This is a genomic window from Acinetobacter sp. V116_7 (assembly GCF_056735735.1).
Genome location: NZ_JBWZIF010000028.1, coordinates 639,141 through 656,441 on the forward strand (window position 1 = coordinate 639,141; position 17,301 = coordinate 656,441).

Annotated in this window: 18 protein-coding genes; 15 read left to right on the forward strand and 3 right to left on the reverse strand. The window is 39.2% G+C overall.

The window, feature by feature from the left end; genetic code table 11:
* Window positions 1-11 precede the first annotated feature (11 nt).
* The 7 genes from AC1PJP_RS17005 (at window position 12) to ychF (ending at window position 7,246) form a co-directional block, all read left to right on the forward strand.
* Window positions 12-1,235: an SfnB family sulfur acquisition oxidoreductase gene (locus AC1PJP_RS17005; protein WP_479767783.1), complete on the forward strand. Its 1,224-nt coding sequence runs from the start codon at window positions 12-14 to the stop codon at window positions 1,233-1,235.
* Window positions 1,235-2,647: an LLM class flavin-dependent oxidoreductase gene (locus tag AC1PJP_RS17010; protein WP_479767785.1), complete on the forward strand. Its 1,413-nt coding sequence runs from the start codon at window positions 1,235-1,237 to the stop codon at window positions 2,645-2,647. The genes AC1PJP_RS17005 and AC1PJP_RS17010 overlap by 1 nt, the downstream gene beginning before the upstream one ends.
* A gap of 14 nt (window positions 2,648-2,661) precedes the next feature.
* Window positions 2,662-3,492: a MetQ/NlpA family ABC transporter substrate-binding protein gene (locus AC1PJP_RS17015; protein ID WP_479767787.1), complete on the forward strand. Its 831-nt coding sequence runs from the start codon at window positions 2,662-2,664 to the stop codon at window positions 3,490-3,492.
* Between the two features lie 13 nt (window positions 3,493-3,505).
* Window positions 3,506-4,339 carry a MetQ/NlpA family ABC transporter substrate-binding protein gene (locus tag AC1PJP_RS17020; protein ID WP_479767789.1) on the forward strand — a complete coding sequence of 278 codons (834 nt, stop codon included), beginning with the start codon at window positions 3,506-3,508 and terminating at the stop codon, window positions 4,337-4,339.
* A 5-nt stretch (window positions 4,340-4,344) separates the two neighbouring features.
* Window positions 4,345-5,421, forward strand: coding sequence for a methionine ABC transporter ATP-binding protein (locus AC1PJP_RS17025; protein ID WP_198308435.1), 1,077 nt, complete (start codon window positions 4,345-4,347; stop codon window positions 5,419-5,421).
* Window positions 5,402-6,061 (forward strand): methionine ABC transporter permease, encoded by a 660-nt coding sequence (locus tag AC1PJP_RS17030; RefSeq protein WP_004792864.1) that lies wholly within the window; start codon window positions 5,402-5,404, stop codon window positions 6,059-6,061. The genes AC1PJP_RS17025 and AC1PJP_RS17030 overlap by 20 nt, the downstream gene beginning before the upstream one ends.
* Before the next feature lie 93 nt (window positions 6,062-6,154).
* On the forward strand, window positions 6,155-7,246 hold the full coding sequence (ychF, locus tag AC1PJP_RS17035) for a redox-regulated ATPase YchF (RefSeq protein WP_004642544.1): 1,092 nt from the start codon (window positions 6,155-6,157) through the stop codon (window positions 7,244-7,246).
* A gap of 46 nt (window positions 7,247-7,292) precedes the next feature.
* Here ychF and AC1PJP_RS17040 read toward each other — a convergent pair whose 3' ends face one another.
* Entirely contained in the window at window positions 7,293-7,814 is a 522-nt protein-coding gene (locus AC1PJP_RS17040) for an Mpo1 family 2-hydroxy fatty acid dioxygenase (RefSeq protein ID WP_198308436.1), read from the reverse strand.
* A gap of 91 nt (window positions 7,815-7,905) precedes the next feature.
* On the opposite strand from AC1PJP_RS17040, the gene AC1PJP_RS17045 reads away from it, so the two are divergent.
* Complete coding sequence (locus AC1PJP_RS17045; RefSeq protein WP_198308437.1) at window positions 7,906-8,613, forward strand: Crp/Fnr family transcriptional regulator; 708 nt, start codon at window positions 7,906-7,908, stop codon at window positions 8,611-8,613.
* Window positions 8,614-8,784: 171 nt separating this feature from the next.
* Entirely contained in the window at window positions 8,785-9,111 is a 327-nt protein-coding gene (locus AC1PJP_RS17050; protein WP_004792870.1) for a hypothetical protein, read from the forward strand.
* 74 nt (window positions 9,112-9,185) lie between these two features.
* On the opposite strand, the gene AC1PJP_RS17055 is transcribed toward AC1PJP_RS17050, so the two are convergent.
* Window positions 9,186-9,656, reverse strand: a complete 471-nt coding sequence (locus AC1PJP_RS17055) for a hypothetical protein (RefSeq protein ID WP_176564279.1) — start codon at window positions 9,654-9,656, stop codon at window positions 9,186-9,188.
* A 121-nt stretch (window positions 9,657-9,777) separates the two neighbouring features.
* Between AC1PJP_RS17055 and AC1PJP_RS17060 the strand changes: the two genes are divergently transcribed.
* The 6 genes from AC1PJP_RS17060 (at window position 9,778) to dapC (ending at window position 16,569) form a co-directional block, all read left to right on the forward strand.
* Window positions 9,778-10,500 carry an AzlC family ABC transporter permease gene (locus AC1PJP_RS17060; RefSeq protein ID WP_081402146.1) on the forward strand — a complete coding sequence of 241 codons (723 nt, stop codon included), beginning with the start codon at window positions 9,778-9,780 and terminating at the stop codon, window positions 10,498-10,500.
* A gap of 1 nt (window position 10,501) precedes the next feature.
* The gene (gene ygaH / locus AC1PJP_RS17065) at window positions 10,502-10,843 is read left to right on the forward strand and encodes an L-valine transporter subunit YgaH (RefSeq protein WP_151767955.1); all 342 of its coding nucleotides are present in this window, start codon (window positions 10,502-10,504) and stop codon (window positions 10,841-10,843) included.
* Between the two features lie 130 nt (window positions 10,844-10,973).
* Window positions 10,974-11,363 carry a tautomerase family protein gene (locus tag AC1PJP_RS17070; RefSeq protein WP_005304505.1) on the forward strand — a complete coding sequence of 130 codons (390 nt, stop codon included), beginning with the start codon at window positions 10,974-10,976 and terminating at the stop codon, window positions 11,361-11,363.
* Window positions 11,364-11,465: 102 nt separating this feature from the next.
* Window positions 11,466-12,683: a formate-dependent phosphoribosylglycinamide formyltransferase gene (gene purT / locus AC1PJP_RS17075; protein ID WP_479767807.1), complete on the forward strand. Its 1,218-nt coding sequence runs from the start codon at window positions 11,466-11,468 to the stop codon at window positions 12,681-12,683.
* Window positions 12,684-12,710: 27 nt separating this feature from the next.
* Window positions 12,711-15,374, forward strand: a complete 2,664-nt coding sequence (glnD, locus tag AC1PJP_RS17080) for a [protein-PII] uridylyltransferase (RefSeq protein ID WP_013198147.1) — start codon at window positions 12,711-12,713, stop codon at window positions 15,372-15,374.
* A 25-nt stretch (window positions 15,375-15,399) separates the two neighbouring features.
* A complete protein-coding gene (gene dapC / locus AC1PJP_RS17085; protein ID WP_323740280.1) occupies window positions 15,400-16,569 on the forward strand; it encodes a succinyldiaminopimelate transaminase in 1,170 nt (389 codons plus the stop codon).
* Window positions 16,570-16,627: 58 nt separating this feature from the next.
* Here the strand turns inward: dapC and AC1PJP_RS17090 are convergent, their stop codons facing one another.
* The gene (locus AC1PJP_RS17090; RefSeq protein WP_479767809.1) at window positions 16,628-17,260 is read right to left on the reverse strand and encodes a LysE family translocator; all 633 of its coding nucleotides are present in this window, start codon (window positions 17,258-17,260) and stop codon (window positions 16,628-16,630) included.
* Between the last annotated feature and the right edge of the window lie 41 nt (window positions 17,261-17,301).

Genomic DNA, 17,301 nt, shown 5'->3' on the forward strand with positions numbered 1-17,301 from the left:
GAGAAATTGTCATGACTTCATATCAATCGGTTCAAACTAAACAAACATCGGCATCTGGCCAAGCACACATTATTCAAAATGATGCTGAAGCATTAGAAATTGCCAAACAGTTTGCTGAGCAATTTAAAAAAACCGCAGTTGAGCGAGACTCTAAGCGAATTTTACCCTATACCGAAATCGATGCATTGAGCCAATCTGGTCTTTGGGCAATTACAGTGCCAAAGCAATATGGCGGTGCCGAAGTTTCAAGTCATACAGTCGCTAAAGTAATTGCACTTTTAAGCGGTGCAGATGGTTCAATCGGACAAATTCCACAAAACCATTTTTACGCTTTAGAAGTATTGCGCAATACAGGCACAGAAGCTCAAAAACAACGTTTATATGGCGAAGTGTTAAATGGCACTCGCTTCGGTAATGCACTTGCCGAGTTTAAAACTAAAACTTCAACCCATAAACAAACCAACATTCGTCCGCATGAAAATGGGTATTTGATTCAGGGTGAAAAGTTTTACTGCACAGGAAGTTTATTTGCTCACCGTATTCCAACCTTAGTTTTAGACGATGCAGGCCGAGAATATCTAGCCTTTGTAAAAAGTGGTTCACAAGGATTGAAACTTGTTGATGACTGGTCTGGTTTTGGGCAGAAAACCACAGGCAGCGGCACAGTTAAATTTGATCAGGTTTTTGTAGATGCGGATGATGTTATTCCTTTCGATACTGCATTTTTACAACCAACCTTAGTGGGCCCTTTTGCTCAAATTATGCATGCATCAATTGAGGTAGGCATTGCACGTGAAGCCTTTGAAGAAAGCTTGCAAAGAGTGCATCAAGCGCGCCCATGGATTGATTCAAATGTAGAAACGGCAAACCAAGATCCTTTAACGATTTATGAATTAGGACGCATTGCCGTAGATGTACGAGCAAGTGAAGTGTTATTAAAACAAGCAGCTCAATCAATCGATGCCGCAAAAATTGAAACCACGCCTGAAAGCATTGCAAAAGCTTCAATTGATGTGGCCAAAGTACGTGCTCATAGTAGCGATATCGCACTAAAAGCATCGTCTAAGCTGATTGAACTTGCTGGTAGTCGTGGTAGTCAATCACAAGATGGTCTAGACCGTTTCTGGCGCAATGCGCGTGTACATACGTTGCATGATGCTGCACGATGGAAATATTACTTTATTGGGAACTATGTACTTAACGGTGTTCTTCCACCTCGTCGGGGGACATTGTAATGGCAGATTTAAAAGCAAAAGAGATTTTACTCAATGCTTTTGACATGAACTGTGTTGGGCATATCAATCATGGCTTATGGACACATCCACGCGATGAATCACACCGCTTTAATGAACTGAGCTATTGGACAGAACAAGCCAAAACCTTAGAAAGTGGTTTATTTGATGGTTTGTTTATTGCAGACATTACAGGCGTCTATGACGTCTATCAAAATGGTATTGATCTGACTTTAAAAGAGTCCATTCAGCTTCCGAGCCATGATCCATCTACACTCATTTCTGCTATGGCAGCAGTCACTCAAAACTTAAGTTTTGGGGTCACTGTGAACTTAAGCTATGAGCATCCGTATCAATTTGCACGCCGCTTTGCGAGTCTCGACCATTTAACTCAAGGTCGTATTGGCTGGAATATCGTGACAGGTTATCTAGATAGTGCGGAACGGTTGATTGGTCAAAAAGGTTTAAAAGACCACGATGCTCGCTATGAACAAGCTGAAGAATTTTTAGAGCTTTGCTATAAATATTGGGAAGGTTCATGGGAAAACGACGCCGTTAAAAAAGATAAAGTACAACGTGTTTTTACAGATCCATCTAAAGTTCACACCATTCACCACCACGGAAAATATTACCAAAGTGAAGGTGTTTTTCAGGTGTCTCCTTCTGTGCAACGCACCCCAACACTCTTTCAAGCAGGTGCTTCACCCAAAGGTATGCAGTTTGCGACTCGTCATGCTGAATGTGTATTTATTGGCGGTGACAAACCCGAAAAAATACGCGAACAAGTGAAAAAGATTCGTGCTCTTGCCGAGCAGCAAGGTCGTTCAGCGGATGACATTAAAGTCTTTGTCGGTATAACCGTTGTTGTTGCCGAAACACATGATCTCGCTGTACAGAAACTTAATGAATATCGTCAGTATGCAAGTCCTGAAGCAGGCTTAGCGCATTATGCGAGTTCAACTGGCATCGACTTAAGTAAATTTGCCGACGATGAGGCGATTCCTTACCAAAAAAGTAACAGTATTGTTTCGATTACCGAAAAATTTAAAGAGCAACAAATCACGAAAAATGACTTAAAAGCTCAGCATGTCCTAGGTGGTCGTTATCCCCTCATCGTGGGTAGTGGCGAAGAAGTTGCTGAATACCTAATTCATCTTTTAGATGAGACAGATATTGATGGCTTTAATTTGACACGTACAGTTGCACCTGAGTCTCACCACGACTTTATTCGCTTGGTTATTCCTGAGCTACAACAACGTGGTCGCTATAAAACTGCATATAAAACGGGTTCACTACGGAACAAAATCTTTAATCGGGGTGATCAATTACCAAAACAACACCCTGTTCAAGCGTTCCGATGTAGTCCCTATAACAACAGCAAAAACCTAACAACAATTGAAGAAATAACCGTTTAAATTTGGAGATAGACATGGCTCAAACAGCCTCTAAGAAATGGCTAGGCGTAGGCTTAGTCGTTGTAGTCCTTTTTGTTGCTTTATTCTTTTGGAATAAACACCGTCAAAATGGCTCAAATGAACTTGTGATTGGTATTAGTCCACCATTTGCAAAAACTTTACAAGCTGCTGCCGATGAAGCAAAGCAACAAGGTTTAAATGTGAAACTGGTTGAGTTTTCTGACTGGAACACACCAAACATTACCTTAAATCATGGGGATATTGATGCGAACTTTTTCCAGCATCAACCGTTCTTAGACAATGCAATTAAAGAAACTGGCTTTAAATTAAAAGCATTTGCAGTGGGTGCAGCATCACATGTGGGACTTTATTCAAAGAAATATAAAAGCCTTGATGAATTGCCACAAAACGCACGTGTAGTCATTCCAAATGATCCTGTGAACCAAGGTCGTGCCCTACTACTTTTACAACAAGCTAAACTAATTACGCTTAAAGATTCAAACAATCATTTATCTGCACTTAAAGATGTTGTTTCAAACCCTAAAAACTTGCAATTTATCGAGGTTGAAGGACCGCAAACTGCTCGTGCAATTGATGATGTTGACTTGGCATTTGGCTACCCACACTACTTGCGCTTAGCAAAAACAGCTGATCCAGATAGTGCTCTTTTACTTGATGACAATACCAATAAACGCTATGCAATTTTGTTTGTAGTACGTGACGACTATCAGGATAAAGGCGACAAATTGAAGAAATTTGTTGAGATCTATCAAAACTCGCCAAAAGTTAAAGCTGTGTTAGATGCTGAGATTGGGCCAAAACTTTGGTTCCCTGGCTGGAAGTAATAACGGAAAGATTATGGCGATTCAGTTCAAACAGCATAAGCCTTGGTTACTCGGAATTACGATTGTTATCGTAGTTCTGGGCCTCGTCGGTTACCGTTATATTAAAAACAAACAAGCCGATGATGTTTTAACGATTGGCATTAGCCCACCGTATGCTGAGTTATTACAAAGCGTTGCCAATGAAGTAGAAAAGCAAGGTGTTCATGTCAAACTCGTTGAATTTTCTGACTGGCGAGCACCAAATGTTGCCGTACAAAACGGTGATATTGATGCAAACTTTTTCCAGCAAAGCGTATTTCTACGTAATGCTGTTAAAGAAACGGGCTATGACTTACATGCATTTGCCGTGGGCTCAGGAAGTCATGTGGGTTTATATTCAAAAAAATATAAATCACTTAAAGACTTACCTTCAAATGCACGTGTTGCTATTCCAAACGATCCCGTCAATTTAGCTCGCGCTTTAATTTTATTGCACCGTGCAGGTTTAATTCAGCTTAAAGACATTAATAATGAACTTTCAACCACTCAAGACATTATTGCTAATCCCAAACAGCTGAGCTTTGTTGAAGTTGAAGGTCCTCAAACAGCACATGCATATAACGATATCGATTTAATTTTCGGCTTCCCTCACTACTTAAAAATGGCAAAGGTAACCGACCCACATAGCGCATTATTTTTAGATCCAATCGATAAAAAATATGCAATTTTGTTTGTGACCCGTCGCGATTACCAAGATAAAAACCAAAAACTTGCAACCTTTGTTAAAGCATTCCAGAACTCAAAACAAGCACAAGATATTCTGGATAAAGACTTTGGCCAAGGTATGTGGTTTCAAGGCTGGAAATAAGGAGAATGACAATGGTGAGTTTTGGATCACAAGTTGATTTTTCTCTACCTCATATCAAAATTCGTGGTTTAAATAAGTTTTACCAATCGCAGGGTCAAAAACTGCATGCTTTAAAAGAGATTAACCTTGATATTCCTCAAGGTAAGATTTTAGGCATTATTGGTAAAAGTGGTGCAGGAAAATCTTCCCTACTCCGCACTTTAAATGGCTTAGAAAAAGTAAATACAGGCAGTATTCATATTCATCAACAAAACATTGCTGAATTGAGTCATGCCGAGCTTATTCAAACTCGCCAACGAATTGGAATGATTTTTCAACATTTCAATTTGATGTCTGCAAAAACGGTCTGGGAAAATGTGGCATTACCCTTAAAAGTTTCCAATTACAACAAAGCAGATATCGATCAACGTGTAAATGAAGTTCTAGCACTAGTAGGCCTTGCAGATAAGTCTAGTCATTATCCATCACAACTTTCAGGCGGACAAAAGCAACGTGTCGGTATTGCACGCGCACTTGTTCACCACCCTGAAATTTTACTGTGTGATGAAGCAACCTCAGCACTTGACCCAGAAAGTACTGCCACTATTTTGGCTTTACTTAAAAAGATTAATCAGGAACTTGGTCTAACGATTGTACTCATCACTCACGAAATGCAGGTCATTCGAGAAATTTGTGATCAAGTCGTGGTGATTGACCAAGGTGAAATTGTCGAGGCTGGGCAAGTCTGGTCTGTATTTTCACGACCAGAACAACAAATTACTCAAGAATTGTTGAACCTTGAGCAGATCACTCTGCCATTTAAAATCACTCCACTTCCCGATGAAGATTCGACTCATATTATTGTAAAACTGAAATATGAAGCTGAAGCACATCAAGTACCCGATATTCAAGAACTACTTGCTAGATTTAAAGCACCCGTCAATTTATATCAAAGTCAGGTCGATACCATTCAAGGGCACATTATTGGTTCTCTTTTAATCGGTATTCCTAACGTAGAAATTGATCTTTCATCTATACGACAAGACGCATCAACTGCAATTGCACAATTTGAGGTACTTGGCTATGCACGACCAGCTCATTGATTTATTAATTACTGGAACCGTAGATACCTTACTCATGGTAGGTGCATCTGCATTTATTGCTTTTTTAATTGGCTTACCTATTGCTGTTGTTTTAGTTAGCACTTCTGAGCATGGCATTCATCCGTCACAAAAGATTAATCAGGCTTTGGGTTGGGTCATTAATATTACTCGTTCTGTGCCCTTTCTTATTTTAATGGTTGCACTTATTCCGCTTACTCGCTGGATTGTAGGTACAAGTTATGGCGTTTGGGCAGCCGTTGTTCCATTGACGATTGCGGCAATTCCCTTCTTTGCTCGTATTGCAGAAGTCAGCTTACGTGAAGTCGATCAAGGCTTAATTGAAGCTGCACAAGCCATGGGTTGTAACCGTAAACAAATTATTTGGCACGTGCTTTTACCAGAGGCTTTGCCGGGTATTGTGGCAGGCTTTACCGTGACTATTGTGACTATGATTAACTCCTCTGCGATTGCTGGTGCTATTGGTGCAGGTGGCCTAGGAGACATTGCATATAGATATGGTTATCAACGTTTTGATATGCAAATTATGTTGGCTGTAATTTTTGTGCTCATTGTTTTAGTCATGTTAGTACAAGCAACTGGCGATGCATTAGCCCAGCAACTTGATAAACGTAAAGTTTAAAAGCAATACAACCCTGCTCTAGCCATGACTTTGTCATGGCTTTCATGTAAAATCAGCGACAATTTTTAATTTACACATTTGTGAGTGGTTTTCATGGGTTTTAATTGCGGTATTGTTGGTCTGCCAAACGTAGGGAAATCTACCCTTTTCAATGCATTAACGAAAGCAGCGATTGCAGCGGAAAACTTCCCTTTCTGTACCATTGAACCAAACACAGGCATTGTTCCTGTACCGGATCCACGTTTAGACAAACTTGCTGCGATTGTTAAACCACAACGTATTTTGCCAACTACAATGGAATTTGTGGACATTGCAGGTCTTGTTGCTGGTGCATCAAAAGGTGAAGGCTTAGGTAACCAATTCCTTGCTAACATTCGTGAAACTGATGCAATCGCTCATGTTGTACGTTGTTTCGAAGATGAAAACGTAATTCACGTAAATGGTAAAATTGATCCATTAGACGACATCGCAACTATTAATACTGAACTTGCGCTTGCAGACCTTGAAACTGTTGCTAAAGCAATTTTACGTTTAACTAAAGTTGCTAAAGGCGGCGACAAAGAAGCTGTAGCAACTAAAGCAGTTTTAGAGAAAATCCAACCGTTACTTGACGAAGGTAAACCAGCTCGCGCGGCTGATTTGTCTGATGACGAACGTAAATTAGTTCGTGGTTTTGGTTTAATGACTTTAAAACCAACCATGTATATTGCAAACGTTGCAGAAGATGGTTTTGAAAATAACCCGCATTTAGATGCAGTAAAAAAACTAGCTGCGGAAGAAAACGCAATTGTTGTTCCTCTTTGCAACCAGATCGAAGCTGAAATTTCATTATTAGAAGATGAAGATCGTGCTGAGTTTTTAGAAGCAATGGGCATGGAAGAACCAGGCTTAAATGTGGTTATTCGTGCAGGTTATGCGCTTTTAGGTTTACAGACTTATTTCACTGCTGGTGTACAAGAAGTTCGTGCATGGACAGTAAAAGTTGGCGCAACCGCTCCTCAAGCAGCTGGTGTGATTCATACTGACTTCGAAAAAGGCTTTATCCGTGCTGAAGTTGTTGCATATGACGACTTTGTACAATACAACGGTGAAAACGGCGCTAAAGAAGCTGGTAAATGGCGTTTAGAAGGTAAAACTTACGTTGTTCAAGATGGCGATGTAATGCACTTCCGTTTTAACGTTTAAGTTAAAGCTCATAAAAAAGCCCCATCATATTGGGGCTTTTTTATGTTTAATGACTTAAATCCATCGCCTCTCGTTTAATGCGCGCCTCTTGTAAAATACGCGCATGCAAAGGCTTTCTAAAACCTAGCATAAATATAAATTCTGCCAATACAAATAACGGCCCTATGGCGAGTCCAATCACATCATCAACAAAAGCTGGTTTTTTCTTTTCGAAATAATGCCCAACAAACTGAAAGACCCAACCCACCACAAAGAATCCAATACTTGCTGCTAACCATTGCCCCAAAGATAACTGGGCAATTTGGCTCGCCAGTGGATACACGGCGGCTAAAAGAATCAGCATAATTACGCCAAAAACTTTATCTAAAATGAAATAATAGATCGTACTAGCTGCAATCAACACAATGGCTAAAGTTAGTTTAAAACTGCCAATATCGACTCCAGCTCTCGCAGTTAAACATAAAATTGAAAACACGATGAGCGGAATACCGATAAAATGCGTCAAAATATTTTTATGATTTAAGTGGTAAGCTGCATATTTGCTAAGCTGTTGCTCCAGATTTGACATGAGTTGTTCCCTATTCATCTATCTATAGTCATACTGTACAAATAAGGAAAACTTAAAGTTGTCAGCTATTTGACAAAGTAATGATTTTTTCATGGATGGGCTGATATTGGATCTTATTTATATTAATCGACTAAGAGAAAATACATGGTTTAGTTTGCTTCCAGAAGCATTCCAAAACTTTATTCTAGAGCATGGTAAGCAAAGAACCTTTGAAAAAAACAATTATGTGTTCCGTGCCCAAGATGTATTTGATGGCATTTATACTGTGCTTGAAGGCTCAATTAGCTTAGGTTATGTCGATGTAAATGGTAATGAAGCTCTTTCTGCAATTGCTGAGCCAATTATGTGGTTTGGTGAAATATCGCTGATTGATCATGAACCACGTTCGCACGATGCGATTTCTTTGAAAAAAAGTACCGTTCTGCATATTCCTGCAAAACCATTAAATGAATTACTCAAAGACAATCCATATTACTGGTATTACTTTGCTCGTTTAACCAGCCAAAAACTCAGGTACGTTTTCTTAGAACAGATTGCTATCCAAACACGCAGTATTTCTCAAAGGCTTGCTCAACGTCTTCTATTTATTTTAGAAGGATATGGAAATCATACTCTTATTCAAGATCATCACATCCATATTTCTCAAGAACAATTGGCAAATATGCTGACCACATCTAGACAGACGATCAACCATGAGCTGAGTCTGCTTGAAAAACAGAAAATCATCAAAATTGCTTTTAGAAAAATTGAGATTCTAGATATTGAGAAATTGAAAGTAGTTGCTCAAGTCCATTCCTAGTCTTTGCACAACCAGCTATATGATAAAAACTTAAAACCAAATTAAAAAAATAGATAACGCTGCAAAACAACACATTGTTCAAACTCTATTTCACAAAATAAATGTTTTAAAGCAGATATTTTCATTTTACACTCAAGCTGAGCAATAATACTCAACAAGGCGCTGATTAACATGAAAAAATTATCAACAATTCTTACAGCTGGCGTATTGGCTATGTTAAGTGTTTCGGCATTTGCATGTCCAAAAGGAACTCAATTACAAGGTGGTACAGGGCCAAATCATAAAGGCGGAAAATGTGTTGCTGCACACGGCAAAGCAACTGCTAAAAAAGAAGCAGTAAAAGCAAAACAAGATGTTAAAAAAGATATGACTGAACAAAAGCATGAAGCAATGATGAAATCTACGCATGCTCAACATGAATCACAGCAAATGACTCATCAAATGAAACAAGATGCAGTGAAAACAGCAAACACAGCTAAAGCTGCGACAAAGCCGTAATTAACATTCACTCATTATCGTTTTAAAAGCAAAAAAGCGAGATTAATCATCTCGCTTTTTTATATTTATAAATTTTATTTTGGAGATGTGTTTCCAAGATTCGGCGTATTGATCGCATCCTTACATTGCGCTTTATCTCGCTCATAGTCTGCTTGTTTCTTAGCAACTGAATCATTATTTTCAAGCGTTTCACGAGCCCACACATCTAAACTTGTCAGGGCTTTACGACAAAGGGCATATTTCCCTTCTGTCACGGAATCAGTCATTTTCACATTAATGCGCCAGTCCGTACTCAATTGACGTAAAGGTTTACGAACTTTGTCATCGATTTGGCTCAACTGCTTTTCATAAACCAAATGCTCAACCGTATTAATCAATGTCCATGCTTTTTGAGCATAAACAGTTGCGTCATTGGTCAGTTTAGGTGCTGGCTTAATTTCTACTTTTTTTTCTGCCTCATGATTACCATTGTCACAGCCCTGCAATGTAAAAATACCTGCACTCAACATGGCGATATAAACTAAACGAATCTTTGCGTTGAACATAGCAAACTGCCGATTAAACATTTCGGCACTATGCTATTAAATTCGGCTACAATACTCAATCTTTCAAGTATTTTTATCATTTGGTTTATTGCCAAGGTGTATTGTGTCCGAACAACAATTGATGCCTGCCCAAACGGCAACTTTTTGGCAAGGCGCCAAAGATAGCCAAGCTATCGTACTCACCTATTTACCCGTTTCTTTTGCCTTTGGCGTTTCTGCATCTCAGTTTGGTTTTACACCATGGGAAGCATTTTTTCTATCTTGTTCAATGTATGCTGGAGCCAGCCAGTTCTTAGTTGTCGCACTTTTAGCCAGTGGTTCATCTATCTGGTTAACTGCATTAACAGTCATTGCACTGGATATTCGCCATGTACTTTATGGACCAGCTTTATATAACCTGATTCCAAACAAATTAAATCTAAAAAAAACGGCGGTATGGGCTTGGGGCTTAACCGATGAAGTTTTTGCAAGTGGAATGATCCAACTTTCACAGCGTAGACAACAATGGTCCGAGTCTTGGATGTTAGGCTTGAGTCTATTTAGTTGGATGGCTTGGGCAACTGGCTCATTGTTAGGGGGATTATTTGCAGATCAAGTGTCTCATCTTCCAAAGTTTTTACAAGCAGCCTTAGACTTCTTATTGCCTGCTTTATTCTTAAGTTTTTTATTAGCAGCATTTGAGCGAAAGCATAGTCTTGTAGTTGCTGTATCTTTGGTTGTTTCAGCGTTGTCCTGCTATTGGATTAACCTATCTGCGGCTATTTTTATTGGTATTCTTTCAGGCATTTTAGCCGGCTTGTTTAAACATTATGTGCTGAAACAACAAGAAGAGGTCGAAGTTTAAAATGAATCTAGAGATTATTCTGGTTGGTATCATTGTTGGTATTGCCAATTTTGCCTCACGTTTTGGACCATTCTTTGTTATACAAAAGCTACAAGGGACACAGCAAAGACGTGGTTCAGTCTGGCTAAAAATTGCTTTGGGAAGCATTGGTATATCAGCAATTAGCGCCATGCTTATTGTTGCCACTCTTCCGCCACTTCTTGAGAATCCAGATAAAAGCTTAGCCATGCTTATCGGTTTTTTAGTGCTAGCAGGTCTTTATTTTAAATTTAAGAAAATTGTTCCGGCAACATTAACTGCCGCAATTGTTTATGGTCTGATCTATACTTATTTACCTTTATAAATAGATAAACTGATCTTCCTTATATAAAATAAAACCTAGCCAGAAGCCTTTAAGATTGAAACTTCTGGCGTAAAAATCTAATTTTTGAATTGATTAAAAAGATAATCTTACCTACTTAATAGAGATAAAAATGTCACAAGTTAAAATTTACGCAAATGAACAAACGATTATGCAGTATCGAGAATTACTTTCTCATGCAATCCATCAAGCGCTCATTGAAGAATTGAAATATCCTATCGAGAAAAGATTTCAGCGTTTTATCAGTCTTAAGCCTGGAAATTTTATCTATCCTTCTGACCGCAGCCAACACTACATTATTATCGAACTCTCAATGTTTGCAGGACGTAGCGCGGCTACTAAGAAACAACTCATTCAAACTTTATTTCGCAATATTGAACAACAATGCAAAATAGCTCCGCAAGATATTGAAATTACGATTTTTGAAACCCCTAAAGAAAATTGGGGTATTCGCGGCAAAAATGCAGATGAGTTACTTTTAAACTATCAAGTTAATATCTAAAAAGTCACATCTTAATTGTCCGACAAAATTAATTTTTTTATGTGTGATAAAGCTTAACTCCCTCATAAGTTCTGCTATGCTTAAAAAAATAATTTTGTCAGGATGATTCGCATGAGCGTGACACTCGGTACCCCCCTTCAATCTTCTGCATTTAAAGTTTTATTGTTAGGTTCAGGAGAGCTTGGCAAAGAAGTTGTAATTTCTTTACAACGCCTTGGTGTTGAAGTACATGCAGCCGACCGTTATGATCATGCGCCAGCCATGCAAGTTGCACATTTTTCTTATGTGTTAAATATGGCTAATCCAACTGAGTTAAAACAGCTCATTGAGAAAATTAAACCGAATTTAATTGTTCCAGAAATTGAAGCCATCGCTACAGAAGTTTTGCTTGAAATTGAAGCGAGTCAAACTGCAACTGTTATTCCTTCCGCTAAAGCTGTAAACCTGACCATGAACCGTGAAGGCATTCGTCGTCTTGCGGCTGAAGAACTTGGTTTACCTACTTCTGCTTACCGCTTTGCTGACTCACTAGAAAGCTTCCGCGCTGCTTCTGATGACATTGGTTATCCAAACTTTGTAAAACCAGTAATGTCATCTTCAGGTAAAGGTCAGTCTCGTGTAAAAAGTTTCGATGAAGTCGATGCTGCTTGGGAATATGCGATGCAAGGTGGTCGTGTTAACCAAGGTACAGTCATCATTGAATCTCAAATTGATTTTGATTTTGAAATTACATTACTTACCGTTCGTGCTAAAAATCCTGAAACTGGCGAAATCGAAACTCACTACTGTGACCCAATTGGTCACCGTCAAGATGCAGGTGATTATGTAGAAAGCTGGCAGCCTCAACCAATGACTGCAGCTGCACTTGAAGAAGCAAAACGTATTGCAAATAAAGTGACAACAGCACTGGGCGGTTGTGGTATTTTTGGTGTAGAGCTGTTTATTAAAGGCGACAAGGTCTGGTTTAGTGAAGTTTCGCCTCGCCCACATGATACTGGTCTAGTTACTCTAGCGTCACAATTTCAAAGTGAATTTGAACTGCATGCTCGTGCAATTTTAGGATTGCCAGTAAATACAGCTCGCCATAGTGTTGCGGCTAGTGCAGTTATTTATGCTGGGGTCGATGCCAACAATTTAAGCTACAGCGGCTTAAATACGGCATTAGCTAACCCAAATACCGATTTACGCCTGTTTGGTAAACCAGAAGGTTTCAAACGACGTCGTATGGGTGTGGCAATTGCTCGTGCAGAAAATACTGATCTTGCTCGTACTTTAGCGAAAGAAACCGCTGATCAAGTAAGCGTAAAAACCAACTCTTAATATTTACTTTTTGGTAGACCCATTTTCATGATCAATACATCGCCATTGCTGAACTACGTTACAAGCCATCATGATATTAAAGCCATTAATCAATGGCGAACGGATGTAGAAAAGCAATTGCAGGATTCATATGAAAATGGGCAATCTATTCGGGAAGTCATTAAAGCACGCTCAGACCTCGTTGACGAAGCACTGATCTTTTTATGGAAACATGCTGAACTTGATCAGACAGGGCTAGGTCTTTTTGCTGTAGGTGGTTATGGGCGCCGTGAAATGTTGCCCTATTCCGATGTTGATATCATGATTTTATCGGAACATGAAATTAACGAAGAAAATGAAAAACGCATTTCTACATTCATTTCCTCTTTATGGGATGTTGGCAATTTCAAACCCGGTATTAGCGTTCGCACCATTCAAAGTTGTGTTGAACAAGCTGCTACCGATTTAACTGTTGCAACTACACTCATCGAAGCTCGTTTAATTACCGGTAATAGTCAACTTGCAAAATGGCCGCGTCGTATTGTTTCGCAAACGTGGACAGACAAAACCTTTTTTGATGCAAAAATGGCTGAACAAGCTAAGCGTTACCATCAACACAACAATACTGAAAGCAACTTAGAACCCGACATTAAAAATGCGCCTGGCGGTATTCGTGATATTAACCAGATTGGCTGGATTGCTAAGCGTCATTTCCGCGTAAACCGCATTTATGACTTAGTTCATTTAGGCTTTATTTCAGAATTCGAATTAAACGTTTTAGAAGAAGCTGAAAGTTTTCTTTGGGAAATTCGTCACCATTTACATCGTTTAGCGAAGCGTGATGAAAACCGTCTTCTGTTCGATCATCAACGAGAAATTGCGGCTCAATTTGGTTACGCTCGTCAAGAAGGTCAGCCTGTAAACTACGGTGTTGAGCAGTTCATGAAACGCTACTACCGTACAGCTCAACAGGTTTCAACACTTAATGAAATGTTATTGGCCTATTTTAGCGAATCAGTTATTACTCCGCGTTTACCAAATTACGAACGTAAAATTGAAGTCGTTAATGACCACTTTAAGATTGTCGACAATAAACTTGCCGTACAGCACCACAAAATCTTCGCAGAACATCCAAGTGCTATTTTAGAACTATTCTATATTTTGGCTAATCGACCAGATATTGAAGGTATTCGCGCTCGTACTTTACGTTTACTTATTCTTGCTGCAAAACGTATTAACCAAAATTTTCGAGATAATCCTGAGCATCAAGCCCTATTTATGTCGATTATTCGCTCACCTTATCGTCTATACGATACTTTGGTAGCGATGAAACGATATGGTGTTTTAGGAAACTATATTCCAGCCTTTGGTCAAATTATGGGTCTCATGCAATATGACCTATTCCATATCTATACAGTCGATGCTCACACATTATTATTACTGCGCAATTTAAACCGTTTTAAAGAACCAGAATTTGCTAAAGAGTTCCCTGTTGTAAGTTCTGTTTTCCAGCGTCTTGCACGTCAAGATATTGTGTTTATTGCTGCATTATTTCATGACATTGCTAAAGGCCGCGGTGGAGACCATAGTGAACTTGGTGCAGAAGATGCGATTGAGTTTGGACGTGCACACGGCTTTACAGAGCGTGAATGTAAATTAATTGCATGGCTCATTCACAACCATTTGCTCATGTCGCTAACAGCTCAGAAAAAGGATATTTCCGATCCAGATGTTGTTAAAGATTTTGCCGAAAAACTTGGCGATATGGAACATCTTGATTATCTATATACTTTAACAGTCGCAGATATTAATGCGACAAATCCAAAACTGTGGAACACATGGCGTGCGTCGCTTATGCGTCAACTTTATACGCATGCCCGTGATGTCATTCGTACAGGTTTAAGCCGTCCTGTTGACTATCAAATGCTAATTGAAGACACCAAATTTGCAGCAAGTGAATTACTGGTGAATAGTTTCTCATTGGCAGACGTTGAAAAAGTATGGCAAGAACTGGGTGATGAATACTTCATTAAAGAATCGGCAGATGAAATTGCATGGCATACTCAAGCAATTTTGAAACACGGAGACAACCCAGAGCCATTAGTACTATTACGTGCTCACCGTAAAGCTGCCCAAGATGCCGTGCAAATCTTTATATACACGCGTGACCAACCCAACCTTTTTGCAACGACTGTGGCAGTTTTAGACCGCATGAACTTAGACGTTCAGGATGCAAAAATTATCACAGCAAGTACCGCTTTTAGCTTAGATACCTATGTTGTGCTCGATCGCTTTGGTACATTGCTAACGGACCCCGAACGCGAAGAAACAGTTAAAACCGCATTAGTGAAGGCGCTTAGTCAGCCAGACCAATATCCGGGACTTATGCAACGCCGAATTCCACGTCAGCTACGTCACTTCGATATTGAAAATACAGTTGACGTTACATTGAATGAAGCGTTACAGCAAAATATGGTTGAAATTTCAACACTCGATCACCCCGGACTACTTGCACGTGTAGGTGGCTTATTTATGATGCAAGGTTTAGACATCCATTCAGCTAGAATTGCAACTTTAGGTGAACGTGCAGAAGATATTTTCTTTGTCACGAAAAAAGATGGAAAACCGTTAAATAACGAAGAGGTTAAACTCTTCTCGGAAAAGCTTAAAGCTGCATTAGATGAAGCATCTAATCAAATTTGTCAGCACTGAAACTCAACTACTTGGTAACTGTTTAATGAACTCTAGCTTGTCGTTATTGCACCCATATCCATTTGAAAAGTTAAACCAACTTTTTAAGGATACTACCCCTGCTAACCTTCCCTTGATTCCTCTATCAATTGGCGAACCAAAGCATCCAGCACCAGAGTTTGTTAAACAGGCAATTATTGACAACTTCAATCACCTCTCAACTTATCCAAATAGCAAAGGCTTACCTGAGCTTCGCCAAAGTATTGCGGACTGGCTAACTAAGCGTTTTAAACTTAACAGCATTAGTGCTGAAAACCACATTTTGCCAGTGTCTGGTACGCGTGAAGGGATTTTCTCATTTGTTCAGGCGCTCATTAACCGTGAAGATGCGCCTTATATAGTAATGCCGAATCCGTTTTATCAAATTTATGAAGGTGCCGCTCTACTGGCTGGTGCAAAACCTTATTTCATCAATTGCACCGAAGAAAATGGTTACTTAGGCGATTTTGATGCAGTACCCGCAGAAGTATGGGAAAAAACAGCCCTTCTTTTTGTATGTACGCCGGGCAACCCAACTGGCACTGTGCTTTCTAAAGAACAATTTAAAAAGCTAATCGCGTTATCTGATCAATATAATTTTGTTATTGCTTCTGACGAATGTTATTCAGAACTTTGGTTCGAGCAAGCACCTACTGGTTTATTAGAAGTTTGTGCAGAACTTGGTCGTGATGACTATAAAAACTGTGTCGTATTTCATTCACTTTCTAAACGCTCAAACTTGCCAGGATTACGCTCAGGTTTTGTAGCGGGTGATGCAGAATTATTAAAACCATATTTGCAGTACCGTACCTATCATGGCGCAGCAATGCCTGTTCAACACCAGCTTGCATCAATTGCGGCATGGAATGATGAAAACCATGTTGAAGAAAACCGTAAGCAATATCGTGCAAAGTTTGATTTATTCCAAAACGAACTAGGTCACTTATTACCTCTGCAAAAGCCAGATGCAGGTTTCTATTATTGGTTAAAAGTCGATAACGATGAAAGTTTTGCCAAGATGCTAATGGAAAAAGCCCATATTAAAGTTTTACCGGGTCGTTATTTATCTCGTGACACAGATCAAGGTAACCCTGGGGAAAATCATGTACGTATGGCTTTAGTCGCCGATTTAGCGCAATGTGAAGAAGTGGTTAAGCGCTTAAAAGCAATTCTTTAGGCATATATAAGTTGTATAGCCTTCACGATTATTTAGCATGAAGGCTATACAACCCACATTAACTATAAGCAATGAGTAAGATTGCAAAACATATAAAAGCCAGACTAGAACAATAATATAAGCCTATCGCTGAACGTTTAATCTGTTCTAGAACTCGGTTTTGAAGCAATAGCCGAACCAACAGTAAGTTCCAACCAAGTACAACTCCAGTCATCCACGTACTCATCAGTAATTTTTGAACCAAACTAAATTGATGCTGAATAAGCAGCATCAAGCTACTATAAAACATAATATTTTTGGGATTAAGCAGACTAGATTGTATTCCCAACATTATGCTCTTAACTTTATCCTGATGTTGATACTCTTGATCAATCAAATCATTTTTTTCAGTAGCAAAAGTTAAGGTGCCAGCGCGAGCAGCCTTAAAACAAAGATAACTCAAATAAACCAAATACCCTGCCCCAAGCCACTTAAGTACTAAAAGAATAGTCGTACTTAAATTTCCAAGCAACATAAATCCGAACATGCACGCCATCAAAATTAAGGCATTACCAAACGTAATTCCTGCAATGACGCCGTAGGTGTAACGCGAACCCTTTTGCAAAAGACTGGTGAGAATAAGAAAAAAATCAGGTCCCGGAGATAGCAGTGCTAAAAAGTGAGTAAAGGCGATAACTAAAAAAACTTCCATAACGATTTCATCTTTAAAACTGTATGGAATAGCTTAAAAAT

Excerpts from the sequence above, each read along its gene's own strand:
- AC1PJP_RS17010 (WP_479767785.1), top strand. The coding sequence starts at position 1,235 with ATGGCAGATTTAAAAGCAAAAGAGATTTTACTCAATGCTTTTGACATG.
- AC1PJP_RS17025 (WP_198308435.1), top strand. The coding sequence starts at position 4,345 with ATGACAATGGTGAGTTTTGGATCACAAGTTGATTTTTCTCTACCTCAT.
- AC1PJP_RS17060 (WP_081402146.1), top strand. The coding sequence starts at position 9,778 with ATGCCTGCCCAAACGGCAACTTTTTGGCAAGGCGCCAAAGATAGCCAA.
- purT (WP_479767807.1), top strand. The coding sequence starts at position 11,466 with ATGATTCGCATGAGCGTGACACTCGGTACCCCCCTTCAATCTTCTGCA.
- AC1PJP_RS17020 (WP_479767789.1), top strand. The coding sequence starts at position 3,506 with ATGGCGATTCAGTTCAAACAGCATAAGCCTTGGTTACTCGGAATTACG.
- AC1PJP_RS17050 (WP_004792870.1), top strand. The coding sequence starts at position 8,785 with ATGAAAAAATTATCAACAATTCTTACAGCTGGCGTATTGGCTATGTTA.
- glnD (WP_013198147.1), top strand. The coding sequence starts at position 12,711 with ATGATCAATACATCGCCATTGCTGAACTACGTTACAAGCCATCATGAT.
- AC1PJP_RS17030 (WP_004792864.1), top strand. The coding sequence starts at position 5,402 with ATGCACGACCAGCTCATTGATTTATTAATTACTGGAACCGTAGATACC.
- AC1PJP_RS17045 (WP_198308437.1), top strand. The coding sequence starts at position 7,906 with ATGGATGGGCTGATATTGGATCTTATTTATATTAATCGACTAAGAGAA.
- AC1PJP_RS17055 (WP_176564279.1), bottom strand. The coding sequence starts at position 9,656 with ATGTTCAACGCAAAGATTCGTTTAGTTTATATCGCCATGTTGAGTGCA.
- AC1PJP_RS17040 (WP_198308436.1), bottom strand. The coding sequence starts at position 7,814 with ATGTCAAATCTGGAGCAACAGCTTAGCAAATATGCAGCTTACCACTTA.
- AC1PJP_RS17070 (WP_005304505.1), top strand. The coding sequence starts at position 10,974 with ATGTCACAAGTTAAAATTTACGCAAATGAACAAACGATTATGCAGTAT.
- AC1PJP_RS17005 (WP_479767783.1), top strand. The coding sequence starts at position 12 with ATGACTTCATATCAATCGGTTCAAACTAAACAAACATCGGCATCTGGC.
- AC1PJP_RS17090 (WP_479767809.1), bottom strand. The coding sequence starts at position 17,260 with ATGGAAGTTTTTTTAGTTATCGCCTTTACTCACTTTTTAGCACTGCTA.
- dapC (WP_323740280.1), top strand. The coding sequence starts at position 15,400 with ATGAACTCTAGCTTGTCGTTATTGCACCCATATCCATTTGAAAAGTTA.
- ychF (WP_004642544.1), top strand. The coding sequence starts at position 6,155 with ATGGGTTTTAATTGCGGTATTGTTGGTCTGCCAAACGTAGGGAAATCT.
- AC1PJP_RS17015 (WP_479767787.1), top strand. The coding sequence starts at position 2,662 with ATGGCTCAAACAGCCTCTAAGAAATGGCTAGGCGTAGGCTTAGTCGTT.
- ygaH (WP_151767955.1), top strand. The coding sequence starts at position 10,502 with ATGAATCTAGAGATTATTCTGGTTGGTATCATTGTTGGTATTGCCAAT.